General features: G+C 59.8%; 13 protein-coding genes. 9 read left to right on the forward strand and 4 right to left on the reverse strand.

Annotation, left to right across the window (positions count from 1 at the left end):
* Positions 1-75 precede the first annotated feature (75 nt).
* Both D6Z43_RS13655 and D6Z43_RS13660 read right to left on the reverse strand, forming a co-directional pair.
* On the reverse strand, positions 76-1188 hold the full coding sequence (locus D6Z43_RS13655; RefSeq protein WP_120652720.1) for an alcohol dehydrogenase catalytic domain-containing protein: 1113 nt from the start codon (positions 1186-1188) through the stop codon (positions 76-78).
* Positions 1189-1272: 84 nt separating this feature from the next.
* A complete protein-coding gene (locus D6Z43_RS13660; protein ID WP_120652721.1) occupies positions 1273-1854 on the reverse strand; it encodes an amino acid synthesis family protein in 582 nt (193 codons plus the stop codon).
* A 124-nt stretch (positions 1855-1978) separates the two neighbouring features.
* On the opposite strand from D6Z43_RS13660, the gene D6Z43_RS13665 reads away from it, so the two are divergent.
* Genes D6Z43_RS13665 through D6Z43_RS13680 form a run of 4 tightly spaced genes read left to right on the forward strand, consistent with a single transcriptional unit; the run spans position 1979 to position 6516 of the window.
* On the forward strand, positions 1979-2830 hold the full coding sequence (locus D6Z43_RS13665; protein WP_120652722.1) for a fumarylacetoacetate hydrolase family protein: 852 nt from the start codon (positions 1979-1981) through the stop codon (positions 2828-2830).
* 37 nt (positions 2831-2867) lie between these two features.
* Complete coding sequence (locus tag D6Z43_RS13670; protein ID WP_120652723.1) at positions 2868-3425, forward strand: VOC family protein; 558 nt, start codon at positions 2868-2870, stop codon at positions 3423-3425.
* Between the two features lie 53 nt (positions 3426-3478).
* On the forward strand, positions 3479-4909 hold the full coding sequence (locus D6Z43_RS13675) for an aldehyde dehydrogenase family protein (protein ID WP_120652724.1): 1431 nt from the start codon (positions 3479-3481) through the stop codon (positions 4907-4909).
* Between the two features lie 44 nt (positions 4910-4953).
* Positions 4954-6516 (forward strand): bifunctional 3-(3-hydroxy-phenyl)propionate/3-hydroxycinnamic acid hydroxylase, encoded by a 1563-nt coding sequence (locus D6Z43_RS13680; RefSeq protein ID WP_120652725.1) that lies wholly within the window; start codon positions 4954-4956, stop codon positions 6514-6516.
* A gap of 157 nt (positions 6517-6673) precedes the next feature.
* Here D6Z43_RS13680 and D6Z43_RS13685 read toward each other — a convergent pair whose 3' ends face one another.
* Together D6Z43_RS13685 and D6Z43_RS13690 are read right to left on the reverse strand one after the other, a co-directional pair.
* Positions 6674-7360 (reverse strand): GntR family transcriptional regulator, encoded by a 687-nt coding sequence (locus D6Z43_RS13685; RefSeq protein ID WP_120652726.1) that lies wholly within the window; start codon positions 7358-7360, stop codon positions 6674-6676.
* An 81-nt stretch (positions 7361-7441) separates the two neighbouring features.
* Positions 7442-9382, reverse strand: coding sequence for a methyl-accepting chemotaxis protein (locus D6Z43_RS13690; protein ID WP_256661008.1), 1941 nt, complete (start codon positions 9380-9382; stop codon positions 7442-7444).
* 173 nt (positions 9383-9555) lie between these two features.
* Between D6Z43_RS13690 and D6Z43_RS13695 the strand changes: the two genes are divergently transcribed.
* The 5 genes from D6Z43_RS13695 to D6Z43_RS13715 all read left to right on the forward strand — a co-directional run bounded on the left by D6Z43_RS13695 (position 9556) and on the right by D6Z43_RS13715 (position 16693).
* Positions 9556-9963 carry a heme-binding protein gene (locus tag D6Z43_RS13695; RefSeq protein ID WP_120652727.1) on the forward strand — a complete coding sequence of 136 codons (408 nt, stop codon included), beginning with the start codon at positions 9556-9558 and terminating at the stop codon, positions 9961-9963.
* Positions 9964-10070: 107 nt separating this feature from the next.
* Positions 10071-11723, forward strand: a complete 1653-nt coding sequence (locus D6Z43_RS13700; protein WP_120652728.1) for a DUF1302 domain-containing protein — start codon at positions 10071-10073, stop codon at positions 11721-11723.
* A 24-nt stretch (positions 11724-11747) separates the two neighbouring features.
* Entirely contained in the window at positions 11748-13100 is a 1353-nt protein-coding gene (locus D6Z43_RS13705) for a DUF1329 domain-containing protein (RefSeq protein WP_120652729.1), read from the forward strand.
* A gap of 64 nt (positions 13101-13164) precedes the next feature.
* Positions 13165-14280 carry a YCF48-related protein gene (locus D6Z43_RS13710; protein ID WP_256661009.1) on the forward strand — a complete coding sequence of 372 codons (1116 nt, stop codon included), beginning with the start codon at positions 13165-13167 and terminating at the stop codon, positions 14278-14280.
* Positions 14270-16693, forward strand: coding sequence for an RND family transporter (locus D6Z43_RS13715; protein WP_256661010.1), 2424 nt, complete (start codon positions 14270-14272; stop codon positions 16691-16693). The genes D6Z43_RS13710 and D6Z43_RS13715 overlap by 11 nt, the downstream gene beginning before the upstream one ends.
* Positions 16694-16760 lie beyond the last annotated feature (67 nt).

Raw genomic sequence — 16760 nt, forward strand, 5'->3', positions numbered from 1 at the left:
TACTTGCATGCTCGACACCACTCAGGTCAGGTAGATCGAAGTGCCGGGCAGAGTAAGCCCCTGCCCGGCGCTTGCTCAGGGCGCGATGACGTAGTTGCTGAAACCGCCGTGTCGGTTCTCAATGCCACTGATCGCCTGGTTGACCTGCTCGAGCGGGAACACTGTGTGCTCGAAGAACGACAAGTTCAGTACGCCTGCCTCGACCATATCGGCCATCTCCTGACCTTGTCCGGTGGTGAACCATGCCGAACCGCAGACATTGATGTCATTGTCCATGATCCAGTGCAGATCGAGGGGAACATCTCCGGCTACGGCACCGATGTTGACCAGATGGCCGGAGCGATGCAGGGCCCGCAGTGCATCAACCAGCGGTTCGTACGTAGCGCCAGGGCCGAGAGCATCGATGACAACATCAACGCCTTCCCCGTGAGTGACTTTTTCCGCCCACTGCGCGATGGAGCCGGTGCCCAGGGTGTGGATCTCGATACGGCCGGGTGCAGCCAGATCCTTAACCTTTTGGAACAACGCCTCGTTGCGTGCTGTACCAAGGATCTTGCGTGCCCCCATGGCCAATGCCAGCGCAACCGCACCCAGCCCCAACGTCCCGCTGATGCCGTTGATAAGGACAGTGCTCCCCGGGCCAACATTGGCCTTTTTCAGCGCGCGATAAGCCGTGCCAAGGTAGCCCAGCCGAGCTGCAGTCTCGAAGTTCATGCTGTCCGGGATCTTAACCAGGCTGTACTGGGGAGCTGGCATGTACTCGCACAGCCCGCCGTAGGGATAGTGCTCGAACATTTGGGGGCTGCGGGGTGTGAAGCCGAAGTAACCATTGAAGGTATAAGCGCTGCATCCGGTGGTGTTGCCAGATCGGCAGGCGCGGCAGGAGCCGCAGTGGCGGGCCGGATTGACGTAAACGCGGTCACCTGGCTTGAAATCGAAAACCTGCTCACCAACCTGCTCGACTACACCCGCGGGATCAAGCCCGAATATGGCAGGCAGTTTTGGCAGCGGTAGATGAGGAAACCAGGTAGTCCAGTTGGTCAGGATGTTGTGCAGGTTGGGCACGATTCCACAGGCCTTGACTCGAACCAGGACCTCCGTGGGACGAATGGATGGAACCGGAATGTTCTCAAGCTCCATGGGTTTGCCGCATTCATACATACGGGCAGCACGCATCATTTTCGTCATGGGTATCTCCAACTTTTGTTCTTGTTGTGCAGATACGCCCCGGCGGCAAGCCGAGTGCGGTACTTCTAATCGAGTTATGGATGATTAGCGAAGGCCGTCTTCGCCCTTGACGTCAGCTGCAGCCAAGCCACCCAGACGCGCATGAATTCGCCCACCGGTAGCCATCGCCAGTCCGAATGCAATCTCGTTGCGACGGGGACCATCCCAGAGAGTCATTTCAGCGACGCCGAAGTGGCTGCGGACGTAGGCCGCCTGGATATGCCCAAGGGGTAGCACCAGACGGCAACCAGGACCACCGATGGTCTTCGCTGAGGGCACGATTGCTTTGGGGTCGCCCAGAGCCTCGCGCATCGCCCAGCCACCTGCCTCGTGCCAGACGGCACCGTGCTCAAGCTCGCCATCCTCACCCACGATTGCGGCCTTGCCATATGCCTGAACCTTTTCCCTGCCGCCGAGTGCCTCGATCAGGCGGCCCGACAGGTCGCGGCCAAGCGTGCGTAGCTCCTGCATAAACGGCAGCAGGTCTTCGACATAACGGCCCGCATAGGGGTTTTCGACTACAGCCACTGCGACAGCAATTCGCAGTGGCTGCGCAGCGATTGGGCCTCCTTCATGGAGGATCTCCTCCACGTCCAATTTGTACTTGCGAACTTTCACCAAAGACATTCTCGTTCTCCTGCTGGTACTGCCGAGAAAGATTTTCACGACGGGGCTATCGCATTATGCATCTTGCGGTTTATTGTGCAAGGAATTATGTTTTGTGCACAAAAAACACCCCGGAGGGTACCTAATGAAACTCATCTCATACCAGTTCAACGGCCAAGCCAGCTTCGGTGCCGTCGTTGGGGATCGCGTTGTGAACCTCTCCAAGCATTTGCCTGGCGTACCGGACCTGGCCAGCTTGATTTCCAACCCTGATAAGCTCTCCCAGGCCAAGCTGCTGGCCGCCAATGCAACCAGCGATCACGCGTTGGATGAGGTACGCCTCGACCCAGTGATTCCCGCGCCCGGAAAGGTTATCTGCGTAGGTATCAACTACGTGGCTCACGCCGAGGAGGCAGGTCGCAAGGTCGGCAAGCACCCTGTCATTTTCCAGCGTTTCGCTGAAACGCTGCTGGCCCATGGTGCCCCGTTGGTTCGTCCGACAGTCTCGGAGGAGTTCGACTTCGAAGCCGAACTGGCAGTAGTCATCGGAAAAGGCGGGTCGCACATCGCGCCCGAGAATGCGATGGACCACGTCGCCGGCTACACCTGCTTTAACGATGCCAGTGTCCGTGATTGGCAGTTCCACACCCACCAGTACGGCATGGGCAAGACGTTCCGCAGCACTGGCTCGCTGGGACCGTGGCTGGTGACGGCAGATGAAATCGTCGACTATCGCCAGCTCCAAGTCCGAGGGATCCTCAACGGCGAGCAGATGCAAGAGGGCAGTCTGTCCGAGCTGGCATTCGATATCCCCCACCTGATCTCGTACGTCTCGCAAGCACTGGACTGGAACCCCGGCGACATTCTCGCCACCGGTACCCCAAGCGGAATCGGCTTCAAACGTACGCCGCCGATCTTCCTCAAACCGGGCGATGTATTCGAGGTGGTCATTTCCCAGATCGGAACGCTCTCGAACCCCGTCATCGACGAAGTCTGATCTTCCATCCCACAATCACAAGAACAGGACATAGCACATGGCCACTCTTCCGCGGATCAACTTCACCCACACCGGAACCTTCTGTGCCGACCTGGACAACATGGTCGAGTTCTACTGCCAAAAGCTCGGGTTCATCGTCAGTGACAAGGGCGTAGCCTCCACCGGCCACCGGCTCTTCTTCATGACCCAAAACCCCGAAATCCATCACCAGCTGGTGCTGTTCGATGGCAAGCCTGTCGACCTGCCGTTCAACCCTATCAACCAGCTGTCATTCCTGCTCGACTCGCTGGATGACCTCAAGAGCTACTACGCCTTTGCCAAGGCCAATGGCATCCAGAACATCGACCAGGTAGACCATGGCAATGCCTGGTCCATGTACTTCAAGGACCCCGAGGGCAACCCGATCGAGATGTACGTGGACTCGCCGTTCTACACCAACCAGCCGTGCCGCGAGCCGCTGGACTTGGACCAGAGCAGCGAAGAAATCCTCGCTCGCACCGAGGCGATGTGCCACAGCCGGCCGGGCTTCCAAACCCGCGAAGAGTGGATCGAGTCCACGCGTCAGCGTATCGCCGAACAGCGCGTTCGCTGGTAACCCATCCAGCGCGGTCCTCACGGGCCGCGCCTTCTGCGGGTAGAGCTTTGGCTATGCACAAGAACTTTATCGACGGAGTCTGGTGCGAGGGGCCTGGCGTTCGCGAGAACCTGAACCCTTCGGACCTCTCCAACCTGGTCGGACTTTACGCACAGGCGGATTCGCAGCAGACACAGCAGGCCATTCAAGCTGCTGCGTATGTTCAACCGCTCTGGGCGGCATACGGTCCGCAACGACGCGCCGAAGCGCTTGATCAGATAGGCACGGAAATTCTGGCCCGCCGCGAGGAGCTGGGGCGATTACTGGCAAGTGAAGAAGGAAAGGTGCTGCCCGAGGCAGTCGCGGAAGTCAGCCGCGCAGGCCATATTTTCAAGTTCTTCGCTGGCGAAGCGCTGAGAATGACAGGCGAACACCTGGACTCGGTCCGGCCCGGCATTGAAGTCGACATCCTACGCCAGCCAGTTGGCGTGGTAGGCATCATCACACCTTGGAACTTCCCCATCGCGATCCCGGCCTGGAAGATTGCCCCTGCCCTGGCCTACGGAAACAGCGTGGTGTTCAAGCCGGCGGACTTGGTTCCGGGCAGCGCTTGGGCACTTGCCGAGATCATCAGTCGTGCAGGCCTGCCGGCCGGTACCTTCAATTTAGTGATGGGGCGCGGCAGCGTGGTGGGTCAGGTGTTAGCCGAATCAGCGAATGTTTCGGCAATCACCTTCACCGGATCGACCTCGACAGGGCGCCATCTGATGCAGGTTGCAGGGGCGCGCCTGGCGAGACTGCAATTGGAAATGGGCGGCAAGAACCCTCTGGTGGTGCTGGACGACGCCGACCTCGAGCATGCTGTTGAGTGTGCTGTGCAAGGCGCCTACTTCTCCACCGGACAACGCTGCACAGCTTCGTCTCGTATCATCGTCGAGAAAGGTATCCATCAGCGCTTCATTGAGGCTGTTGCGTCCCGCCTGAGTGAAATCCGGGTTGGCCATGCGCTTCACGAAGGTACTCACATCGGTCCTGTCGCAGAGGAAGCTCAACTCCGCCAGAACCTTGAATATGTGGATATCGGTCAGGCCGAAGGTGCCCGTCTCGCCTATGGCGGCCAACCTCTAAGCCGGACGAGCGAAGGCTACTACATGAGCCCAGCTCTCTTCGTCGATGCCGCCCCCGATATGCGTATCGCGCAGGAGGAAATCTTCGGTCCGGTCGCCTGCGTCATTCCTGCGGATGACTACGAGCACGCCCTGGAAATCGCCAACGGCACCCCGTTCGGGTTGTCGGCTGGAATCTGCACCGGTTCGCTGAAACACGCCACTCATTTCAAACGGCATGTGAAGAGCGGCATGGTGATGGTCAACACACCCACCGCCGGCGTTGACTATCACGTGCCCTTCGGTGGAACCAAGGCTTCCAGCTACGGCCCGCGAGAGCAGGGTCATCAGGCTATCGAATTCTTCACGACATTGAAGACCGCATACACCTTGGCCTGATCACAACCTGCGGCCGTTAAGACAACAACAAGATGGAGACCACAATGGATTTCGATCTGATCATCGTGGGCATGGGCCCCGTCGGCGCAACTGCTGCCAACCTCGCCGGCCAGCGGGGCTTGAAAACCCTCGTGCTGGACAAAAGCGACACCATTTACCAAAACCCCAGGGCGATGGGCCTCGACCAAGAGGTCATGCGGACCTTCGACAACATTGGCCTGGCCGATGCCATCGAATCCCACGTCATGCCCTACCGCGCCTCGCATTACGTCAACGGCCAAGGCCAATTGATCAAGCGCATCGAAGCCGCCAAGGCTCCATACACTCTGGGCTGGGCTCCGAACTACGTCTTCTCTCAGCCGCCGCTCGAACGTGCGTTGCGCGAGAACATCCAGTTCTTCAGCAACGTGGATGTCTGGCTGGGGAATGAAGTGCAGGAGGTTTCGGAAGAGAACGGCGTTTGCAGGGTTCGGATCGTCCGTAAGGATGGCTCCACCCAGGACCTCACTAGCGCCTATGTGCTGGCCTGTGACGGCGGCACCAGTCCGGTTCGAACTCGCCTGCAGCTTCAGATGGAAGATCTGGAGTTCGATGAACCCTGGCTGGTAGTGGACGTGCTACTCAAAGACGGTGCCGGAGCCGGCCTTCCCGAAACCAACGTTCAGTACTGCGATACCGAGCGTCCCTGCACCTTCGTTGTGGGACCAGGGCGACATCGCCGCTGGGAGTTCATGATCAATCCTGGTGAATTGCCCTCCGACATCGTTCGCACCGACTCCATACAGCAGCTCATCTCGCGCTGGCTACCAGCTGGGGAGTACGACATCTGGCGCGCCTCGACCTACCGATTCCACGCGTTGATTCTCGAGCGCTGGCGCGTTGGCAATCTGCTGTTCGTGGGCGACGCTGCCCACATGACACCGCCCTTCCTGGCTCAAGGCATGTGTCAGGGCATTCGCGATGCAATGAACCTGATCTGGAAGCTCGCCCTGGTTCGCCGCGGCCAGGCGTCGCCTAGGTTGCTCGACTCGTACCAGGAAGAGCGCATTCCGCATGTACGGCGCACCACCGAGGTCGCCAAGGAGTTCGGCCAGACCATTTGTGAACGTAATCCACAGAGGGCCCTCGTACGCGATGAACGCCTCCTGGCGGAGATGCGCGCGAATCCTGGTGGCACCATTCGTCAGGCCTTGATTCCAGGTCTAACTGGCGGATTCATCGATCACCAGGCCCCCGCTGGCGAGCTCTTCCCGCAACCCCGAGTCATCAATTGCTTCGGTGAGGAGAACCTCCTGGATCGCTTCACAGGGCAACAATTCCGCCTGGTCGTTGCCGAGTCGTTCGAGCAGACGGAAGAACTGATCTCGCTCACTGAGCAGAACCTGAAGAAGCGGGGTCTTTCCATGGCGCTGGTTCGCCTCACCAGCGACGATCCGCAGGAAGTGAACCAGTATCGTGAACTCGACGATGTCCTGGGTAACTGGATGACGCAGAAAAACTGCAAGGTTCTGTTGGTTCGCCCTGACCACTATGTGTTCGGAGGCGCCCAATCCCTGGAAGAGGCAATCGCAATGCTGGATCGTTGCCTGAGCAGGCTGGAAGGTTGAGCGTTGCGCAGCCCCAATGTGGTTTCGGGGCTGCGCGTTTTATTCAAGGGTTGCTCGCCACAGCAATCCTGACGCGCTCACTCACAAGGAGAGCGCGTTCACTCCTAAGTGTTTCATTCCGTAGAAGTCCTATGCACCCTACCCGGGTGCATAGGCGTCATTGCATGGTTGAATGCTGGTCAAGCAGTACGTCAGATACGCGTGCAAGCGTATGGCTGATGTGAGCCTGAAGCATTGAAACAGCTTTTGCCGAGTCCCGAGCCAGCACGGCTTCCATCAGGCGTTTGTGCTCGTCCCCTTTTCTCCGCTCCACCTTTCGACGAAGGGCGCAGAAGCGGCGATAACGCTCCGCTCGATCGAACAACGAGTCAATAATTCCCAGCATTAGGGGCGACGGGCACGCCGACATCAGTGCAAAGTGGAACGCCTTGTGGCGGGCCGACCAATCGTCGTCCAGCGCAACACCAATATTGCCAAGCTTCTTCTCGACCACCCCTAGGCGGTGGAAGGCGCCCAATACATCGGCCTCCCACGCATCATCACCGCAACGGATCGAGTCTGAGAGGGCCTCTCCCTCCAGCAGGCAGCGCAGTCGAGTAATCTGATCGAAATCGTCGACCGACAAGCCCGCCACGCGAAAGCCTTTGTTCTCGCTGGCATCCACAATTCCCTCTTGTGCCAAGCGATTGAGCGCCTCGCGAATGGGGGAGCTGCTGAGGCCATAGGCTTGGGAAAGTTCAGCAACCTTGAGTTTTTCACCAGGCGCAAGCTCGCAGCAGATGATTGAACGCTTCATCTGCTGCAGCGCCACCTCGATCAGGGGGCTACTTTGTGTGGTTTGCATAGGATGACAAGTCCATAAAAGGTTGCACGACAAGCAATTTTATGCACAAAGATAGAATTGTGCAATTTCAAGCAGGGCGTTTTACAAAAGCGTGAAGTGCTTCAGAACCACCCTCAGTTGCTCCGCCAGCTGGGCAAGCTCCCGCGAAGCCCGCAGGAGTTGGTCTCCTCGCTCCTTGCCTTGCTCGGCAGCCTCGCGAACACGGACCATGCTCTGGCTGACATCACCAGACATACGGCTTTGAATTTCCGTCTCGGCAGCGACTTGCAGGTTCATGGCATGGATGTTCGCGACGTCTTCACTGACTCGCGCAAGTGCCGCGCTTGCTTTGGATGAATGTTCTCGGGCACAGGCCGAATCTTGCCGCGCACGAGCTACTCTTTGTAGTCCCTCCTTGCTCTCTCGCTGCAGCGCTTCAATCATGCCGGCAATCTCGCCTGCCGAATCCTGGGTCCGATTAGCAAGGTTCCGTACCTCGTCCGCTACTACCGAGAAGCCTCGCCCCATCTCTCCCGCCCTTGCAGCTTCGATTGCTGCGTTCAGCGCAAGCAGGTTCGTCTGCTCAGCCAGCCCCCGAATCACCTCCAGTACACGACCTATGCGTTCGCTTTGCGCATCCAACACGGCCATGCCCTGGCTAACTTCCTGAATCTGCTCATCTAGGAGATCGACCTGCCGCAATACGGCTGCCGCACTCTCACTGCCCTCGACTGCCTCCCGGCGGGCCGAACTGGCCGATCCCGAGGCTTGCTCTGTCCGGACTGCAACCTCTCCCAGGGATTCGCTCATCCTGAGCATTGCCTCCAGCACGCGGTCGGTCTCATGTGATTGCGCCACCGCGCCCGACGCCAAGTCCTCGGTCACTAGCGCCAAAGAGCCCGCCGCCCCCTCCAGTTGCACGCTACCCAGTTCGATTCGGCTAACAATGGTGTGCAGGCTATCTTTCATCCGACCCATCGCCTCCAGAACTCGTCCCAACTCGTCGGTACGCCCCACATGGACCGGTCGATTTAACTGTCCGCCAGCAATCTGGTTCACAACTTCGGCGGTATAGCGAAGGGGGTGGATGATCTGCCGCCTGATCAGCAGTGCCGCCCCCGCCCCCAGCATCAGGGTCAAAGCGGCCATCGCCACGAGCCAGATGTAGACGTCTCGATTGAGTACTCTCTGGCGGTCATTCACGGATTGCCGGGCACGAGTGGCCATATCCATCATCTCCCCCGCGATCCGATCCATTTCCAGCTCGGCCTCGTGGCTTATCAGCGTGCTGGACCGATACTCTTCGAAGGCCGAACGATAGGTTTCAAGTGAGCGCGAGGCACTCTCAAGCACCTCGCGCTGTCGATCCGCGGCACCTGCCGCAAGAGCCTGGGTGGATGAACGCAGATCGCTCATGAGCAAAACCCATTGGTCATAGCGACCTTGGTCTGAGTTGCGGTCATATTCCCATTCGGCGTTGCGCAACACCATCAGCTTGCGCATCAGCGACGTCGCTCCGTCCAGCAACATCAATGAAGCGCGTCCTTCTGGACCGTCAACCATGGCCGACTCGATCAGATCCTGCTCGACGCCCTCAAATCCAATTCGCGCCGCATCTGCCTCACGAGCCATCACCGCTTTCGTTCGAGCGACCTGGTCATGGGCATCTACCAGACGCTCGAACTGACTGAGATACCGCTCGCAAGACTGGATCAGGGGTTCCATTACCCCGCCCAATGCAGTGAGTTGCGCCGGAATTCCGCTGACGATTCGATGCACCTCCTCGCGAGCCGTCGCCACACCATTCAGCCTGTAGCTTTTTTCCAAGCTGCGCGCACCGAGAATTCCGGCATGAACGTCGGCGATGACCTGCAGGTGTGATTCGCCCTTGAACACCGCTTGCAGGCTGGCCACAGCCACCACAGCCAGAAAGGCAGAGAGCCCACCAAGCAGGCTAAAGCCCATGGCCAGCAGTCTCCCGATGGAAAGGCGCGCCAGCGCCTCGGACACGAATTTCATCTTGTTGTTGTTCCCGTAATCCATGGCTTCCCCATCGCCCGACCTCGACTGGTCGAATGGCCCCCCTGCAAAGGACGTCGGGGCAGCATTCTTTTTTCTTGACTTTGAGTCTGCAGGGGCCCTATTTTTGTGCACAAAGCATGTTTTGGTGCAAATAAATCTTTTTTGCGCACAAAAACAAAATCAGGAGACAGCCCATGCAGCACCGCCCAGTACTCGATGCAAATGACATCGACCAGATGCTCAATGCCGCGGCCAAAGAGGCCCAGGAGAACGGCTGGGGCGTTTCAATAGCCGTAGTAGACGAAGGTGGACACCTTCTCGCCTTTCGCCGCCTCCCGGGGGCCACGCCGTCTTCTGCACAGATCGCAATCGACAAGGCGCGTAGTGCCGCGCTCACCCGGCGTCCGACCCGTTTCTTCGCCGACATGCTGGCCGCCGGCGAGCTTGGGACCAGCTCCCTGAGGGATGTGATTCCCATGGGTGGCGGACTACCGGTGTTGCAGGGCAGCTATGCCTTGGGAGGCATTGCCGCAAGCGGTGTGAAATCCGAATTCGACGTGCTGATAGCCACTGCCGGGCTAGCCGCGCTGAACTTGGAATAGATCCCTAAATCCTGATCCGAGGAGAGATCCGCACTTCAACCCGAACTCATCCGCATCTACGGATGGAGCCACTTGCAACAAAAACAAAAAATGCAGAAGAGGTATCCATGAACATGCAGCAACGTCGTCCGGTTTCGCCGGCGGTACCAGCTTTCGCACTGAATGCCATCGGCGCCGCAATCGCACTGATGTCCGCCCACTCTCTGGCCTTTCAGTTCGACACTGGTATCGACGGCCTTTCTACCAGCTGGGATAACACCGTTAAGTACAGCAACGCCTTTCGCCTGCACGGCCGAGAAGCCAGCGTTTCTGCTGGACCGGGCAGTAGCGTGGGCAATCCCAACATGGATGATGGGGACCGCAACTTCAGCACTGGCCTCATCTCGAACCGCTTCGACTTGCTTTCCGAACTGGACATCAAGTACGGCGACGTCGGCGCACGACTAAGCGGTGCCGCTTGGTACGACACTGTCTACAACGACAGCAACGACAACGATTCACCCGGTACCGCGAACGCAATCAGCGTGCCGCATGACCATTTCACTGACGACACTGAGAAGCTGCACGGGCGCAAAGCGGAATTACTCGATGCATTCGTCTACGGCGCTACCGACGTCGGCTCAACGCGCCTCTCCGGTCGCTTGGGCCAGTTCACTCAGATCTACGGGGAAAGCTTGTTCTTCGGCGCCAATGGCATCGCCAATGCCCAATCGACGGTGGACCTGGTGAAACTGCAGTCGGTGCCCGGTTCGCAGTTCAAGGAAATCCTGCTGCCCACCGAGCAGATTTCCGGCAACTGGCAGCTTACCGATACCGTCAGCGTCGGCGCCTACTACCAGTTCGAGTGGAACAAGACGCGCCTACCTGCTTCGGGCAGCTATTTCAGCGGTGGCGATTTCGTTGGCGACGGAGCCGAAAGCGTCTTCTTCCCGACCGGACGACTGCTCCGCGACCATAGCATCCGTGCCCGCGACTCCGGCCAGTTTGGTGCCCAGCTGAAGTTCAGCGTTGAAGACTGGGAATTCGGTATCTACGCAGCTCGATACCACGAGAAGACGCCCATCTTCTACTTCCGTCCGGCGGCCCTGGTGCCCGGTGCAGACGACACCTATGTCAGCGTCTATCCGGAAGACGTAAAGGTCTACGGCGCGAGCTTCAGCACGTTGGTCGGCGAGGCCAACGTGGCTGGCGAGGTGTCGATGCGCGTGGATACTCCGTTGGCGCCCACAGGCGGTGTTGTCATCACCGGGATGGACGCCGACAACGACAGCAACCCCGCTTACCCGATCGGCGACTCGCTGCATGCCAACCTGTCGATGATCAACGTCTACGGCGGCTCGGCTCTTTGGGATGGTGCGAGCCTCGTTGGTGAGCTGGCCTTCAACCGCCGGCTGAAGGTGAAGGAGAACGGCGACCAACTCGATCCCAATACCACGCGCGACGCCTACTCGCTGCGCTTCACCTTCGAGCCCCAGTACTTCCAGGTCTTCCCGGGAGTGGACATGCAGGTGCCGATCACCGTGGGCTACAACCCCCACGGCCGCTCTTCGGTTACCCCGCAAGCCTTCGGCCCCGAACATGGCGGGGACTTCACCATTGGCCTGAAGGCCGACTACCAGAAGGCCTGGTACGCCTCCCTCAGCTACACCAACTTCTTTGGCGAGGGCGGCTCGGTCATCGACAACACCAATGCGTACACCTTCAAGCAGACGCTCAAGGATCGCGACTTCATCGCGTTCTCGATCCAGCGCACCTTCTGATCAGCCATGCCTAGGAGAACAAGTATGAAAAAGCATGCCCTGCTTCTGTCGGCGACCCTCACAGCTGCCCTTCTGGCAAACCATGCCACTGCCGCGGTCTCCCCAGAAGAAGCCAACGCGCTGAAAAGCAACCTGACGCCAATGGGCGCAGAGAAGGCCGGTAATAGCGACGGCACCATTCCTGCCTGGACCGGCGGACTTACCGGAGACGTTTCCGGAGCTCGATTCGGTGACGTACCGGTAGACCCCTTCCCGGGAGAGAAGCCGCTGTTCCGAATCGATGCCAAGAACGCCGCTCAGCATGCTGACAAGCTCAACGAAGGTACCAAGGCATTGTTGGCGAAGTACCCGGACAGCTTTTTTCTCGATGTATATCCGTCGCATCGTACTGCTGCCGCTCCCCAATCGGTGTACGACAACACCTTCGCTAACGCCACGCGCTGCAAGCTGACCCAGGGTGGTCTGTCGGTCGACGGCTGCTATGGCGGTATCCCTTTCCCAATCCCGAAGGATGGCAGCGAGGCGATCTGGAACTTCCTCCTGCGCGTCGAAGCGCCATCCATCGAGATGGGCTACGTCAACATGATTGGCAATGCTGACGGCTCCCGCACCATGGCAAGCCGCGGCATCGAGAACTGGCAGTACCCGTACTACTACAAGGATGGTGGGCTCGATAAATGGTCGGGCCAGTACGTCTTGTTGCGCTTCCTCACCAACGAACCACCGTTCAAGGCCGGTGAGTCCCTCGTGACTCATGACAGCGTGGATCCGGGGACACCCCGTGAGGCCTGGCAATACCTGGTGGGCCAGCGTCGCGTGCGCCGCGCACCGACCGTGGGCTATGACACGCCGGACTTCGTGGCCTCGGGTGCCAACTACTTCGATGAAGTGCACGGGTTCATCGGCCACCCAGACCGTTACCAGTGGAAGCTGATTGGCAAGAAGGAGATGTACATCCCCTACAACACCAATAAATTCCACTCTGAGAAGCGCGACGAGGTCTACACCAAAGACACCTTGGCATCCGACAAGATGCGCTGGGAACTCCATCGGGTCTGGGAAGTTGAGGCCACCGTGGCGCCCGGCAAGCGCCATGCCGTACCGAAACGCCGCTTCTACATTGACGAGGACAGCTGGACCATCGCCCTGGCGGACGGCTACGACGCCCAAGGCAAGTTGTGGCGTGTGTCCCAGGTTCTGCCCTTCGTTGTGCCCGCCATCCCCGCGGTAGTGGTGAAACCGGTGGTCATCTACAACCTGCAGGCCAACACCTACAGCATGGTGCAGGGACTCAACGGCGAGAGCTACAAGGTAGTGCCGACCAAGTCGGAGAAATTCTTCACCGGCAACGCGGTGGCATCCGGCTCCGTACGTTGAGGCCCGCGGCGGGCCGGCCCCTCTGGGTCGCCCGCCCTTGGTGATTCCCCTGAGGTCCTTCGAAATGCATTACTCCCAATACAGGCCCTGGCTCGGGCGCCTGTCGGTCGCGGTCGCGCTCGTCACAGCTCTGGGCATGGACGGCGCGGTGGCCAGCGACGTCCCCCGGCAGGGCAACCTATTCGAACAGCCCGCGCTCCAGAGCAATCTGGCGGTGCGCTCCTTGATGCTCAGCTTGGCCCAAGCGGGTGAGCGCTTGGTGGCCGTTGGTGAACGCGGCTTCATTCTGATTTCAGAGGATCACGGCGCCACTTGGCAGCAGGTGGACTCGCCAGTGAGCGTGACTCTTACTCGCGTACGATTTGCAACAGCCTCCGACGGCTGGGCGGTCGGGCACGCCGGCGTGGTCCTACACAGCGGCGATGGCGGCCGCACCTGGTCACGGCAATTGGATGGCGTGCAGGCGGCACAGTTGGCGCTCGGGGCAGCACAGGCCGAGTCGGGAGAAGATGCCGAGGATCGACTGGCTGAAGCGCAGCGTCTGGTAGACGACGGGCCCGACAAACCCTTCCTCAACCTGCACTTCTTCGACGCTCAGCGCGGCATCGTGGTCGGCGCATACGGCCTGGCCTTCGCCACCGACGATGGAGGCAAGAGCTGGAAGTCCATCAGTGCACGCCTGGACAACCCATCGGCCCTGCATCTCTACGACATCCTGGAACTCGACGGGTCTCTGTTCATCGCCGGCGAACAGGGACTGATGCTGCGCTCCAGCGACGGTGGCGCGAGCTTCCAGACATTGGAGTCACCGGCCAGCGGGACCCTGTTCGGCATGGTTGCGACAGGCCCGAGCAGCCTCGTCGCATACGGTCTTCGAGGTAAGGCCTACCGCACCGAGGACTTAGGTGCGACCTGGCAACCCTTGCCGAACCACCAGTCGGCCACTCTCACCGCTGGCACCCGACTGAGCAGCGGCGAGCTAGTCCTTGCCGACGAGACCGGCACCATCCTGCTGTCCCGTGATGACGGCAGGACCTTCCAGATGCTGCCCATTCCTGAGTCCGGTTTCCTCTCCGGCATCAGCGAACTGCCCGATGGCCAATTCGCTGTCTCCACCACCCACGGCGTAATCCGCATCGCCAACCGAGACCTGAATCGGAGCACCGCTCGTGAACAGTAAAGTGACCCATCACCAGCCGGACGTTGAAAGCTCCCTTCTGCCCTTTGACCGGCAGTCCGGTAGCCTGGTCGAACGCCTCCTCTTCAACAATCGCGGTCTGGTCGTGGCGCTCTGCCTACTGCTCAGCTGCCTGTTCGCCTACCAGGCAACAAACCTGCGCCTGAGCGCGGCGTTCGAGAAGATGATCCCGGTGGATCACCCCTACATCCAGAACTACTTCCAGTACCGCGCCCAGCTTGGCGAGGGTGGCAACACCCTGCGAATCGCACTCAGGGTGAACGAGGGCACCATCTACACCACGGAGTACCTGGAAACCCTCAAGAAGCTCAACGACGAACTGTTCCTGCTGGGCGGCATCGATCGCCCCTACATGAAGTCGCTGTGGACCCCAGCCACTCGCTGGATCGGCGTCACCGAAGACGGCTTTGACGGCGGCCCAGTGATTCCCGACGATTACGACGGCTCGCCCGCGAGCCTTGAGCAGGTACGCCAGAATGTCGAGCGTTCTGGCGAGATCGGGCGCCTGGTGGCGGCGAACATGCGCTCCAGCGTGATCCTCTTGCCCCTGCAAGACGCCAGCGCCAATGGCGCGACACCCATCGACTACCACCAGCTGTCCAGCCAACTCGAGACGTTGCGCCAGAAGTATCAAAGCGACAATGTGAAGATCTCCATCACCGGCTTCGCCAAGGTGGTAGGCGATCTGATGGACGGCCTGCGGCTAATGCAGGTGTTCTTCGCCGGCACCCTGGTGATCTGCGCCCTGGTGCTGTTCTGGTACACCCGCTGCGTACGCAGCACCCTGCTGGTACTGAGTTGCTCTCTGGTGGCCGTGGTCTGGTTGCTTGGCCTACTTCCGACTCTAGGCTATGACCTAGACCCTTACTCGATCCTCGTCCCTTTCCTCGTATTCGCCATTGGCCTCAGTCACGGCGCGCAGAAGATGAACGGGATCATGCAGGATATCGGGCGTGGGGCGGACAAGCTGGTCGCGGCACGCTTCACCTTCCGCCGCCTCTTCCTAACCGGCGCCATGGCCTTGCTAGCGGATGCGGTGGGTTTTGCCGTGCTGATGATCATCAATATCCCGGTGATTCAGGACCTAGCGGTCACTGCAACCCTGGGTGTCATGGTCCTCGTCCTGACCAACCTAGTGTTGCTGCCCGTGCTGCTGTCCTACACCGGGGTCAGCAAGACCGCCGCCCGTCGCGAAGCCGAAGCGGAGCGCCTGGCTCTGAACGACCTGGAGCACAGTCGGCATCCGCTCTGGGCATTCCTGGATCGTTTCACTCAGCTGAAATGGGCAACACTGGCCTTGGTCATCGCGGGCGTGCTGGGCGTCGCGGGGTTCGTCATCAGCCTGCAGGTCAAAGTCGGGGACCTCAATCCGGGCGCCCCCGAGCTCCGAGCGGACTCTCGGTATAACCTCGACAACGCCTTCATGATCAGCAACTACGCGGCTAGCAGCGACAAGTACGTGGTGATGGTCAAGACTCCGCAGTACTACTGCGCCAACTACGACACCTTGGTCACCGTGGATGCTCTGGAGGCACGTCTGCAACAACTACCTGGCGTCGTCTCCACCACTTCCTTGGCTGCCCTAAGTAAGCAGGCCGCCGCAGGCATGAACGAGGGCAGCCTGACCTGGTACGAGATCCCCCGTAACCAGGGCCTGCTGAACGCCATAATCACCCGCGCCCCCCGTGAACTGTTTAACCAGAACTGCGACCTGTTGACCGTCAACGTCTTCCTCGCCGACCACAAGGCCGACACCCTCAGCCGCGTGGCAGCCACGGTGGAAGAGTTCGCTGCAGCGCACAATACAGAGACACTCCAGTTCATGTCCGCAGCCGGCAATGCCGGGATCGAGGCGGCAACCAACATCGTGGTGAAGAAGGCCAACTTGCAGATGCTGATGATGGTCTATGCGGCCGTGATCGCGCTGTGTTTAATCACCTTTCGCTCCTGGCGTGCCGTGGTCTGCACCGTACTGCCGCTGATGCTGACTTCGGTGCTTTGCGAGGCGCTCATGGTAGGTCTGGATATCGGGCTGAAGGTTGCCACGCTGCCGGTGATCGCCCTAGGTGTGGGCATCGGTGTGGACTACTCGCTGTACATTCTCAGCATCACCCTCGCCAACCTGCGCCAGGGCATGGCCCTGTCCCAAGCCTACTACCTGGCGCTGCTCTCAACCGGCAAGGTGGTGATCCTCACCGGCGTCACCCTGGGCATCGCTGTGGCCACTTGGGCGCTCTCTCCCATCAAGTTCCAAGCCGACATGGGCATCCTGCTGGCATTCATGTTCATTTGGAACATGCTCGGCGCCCTCATCCTCACCCCGGCCCTGGCCAGGTTCCTGCTGTCACCGCGGAGCCAGGCTGAACAGAGCGGTTGCACGCGCTCCGCTACTTAGTCAAAAGCACTCGCTGGAGACTTTGGCCGCCCAATGGGCGGCCTTCTTTTTGGTTCCTGCTAATGTT

This window comes from Pseudomonas sp. DY-1 (assembly GCF_003626975.1).
Lineage (GTDB): Bacteria > Pseudomonadota > Gammaproteobacteria > Pseudomonadales > Pseudomonadaceae > Metapseudomonas.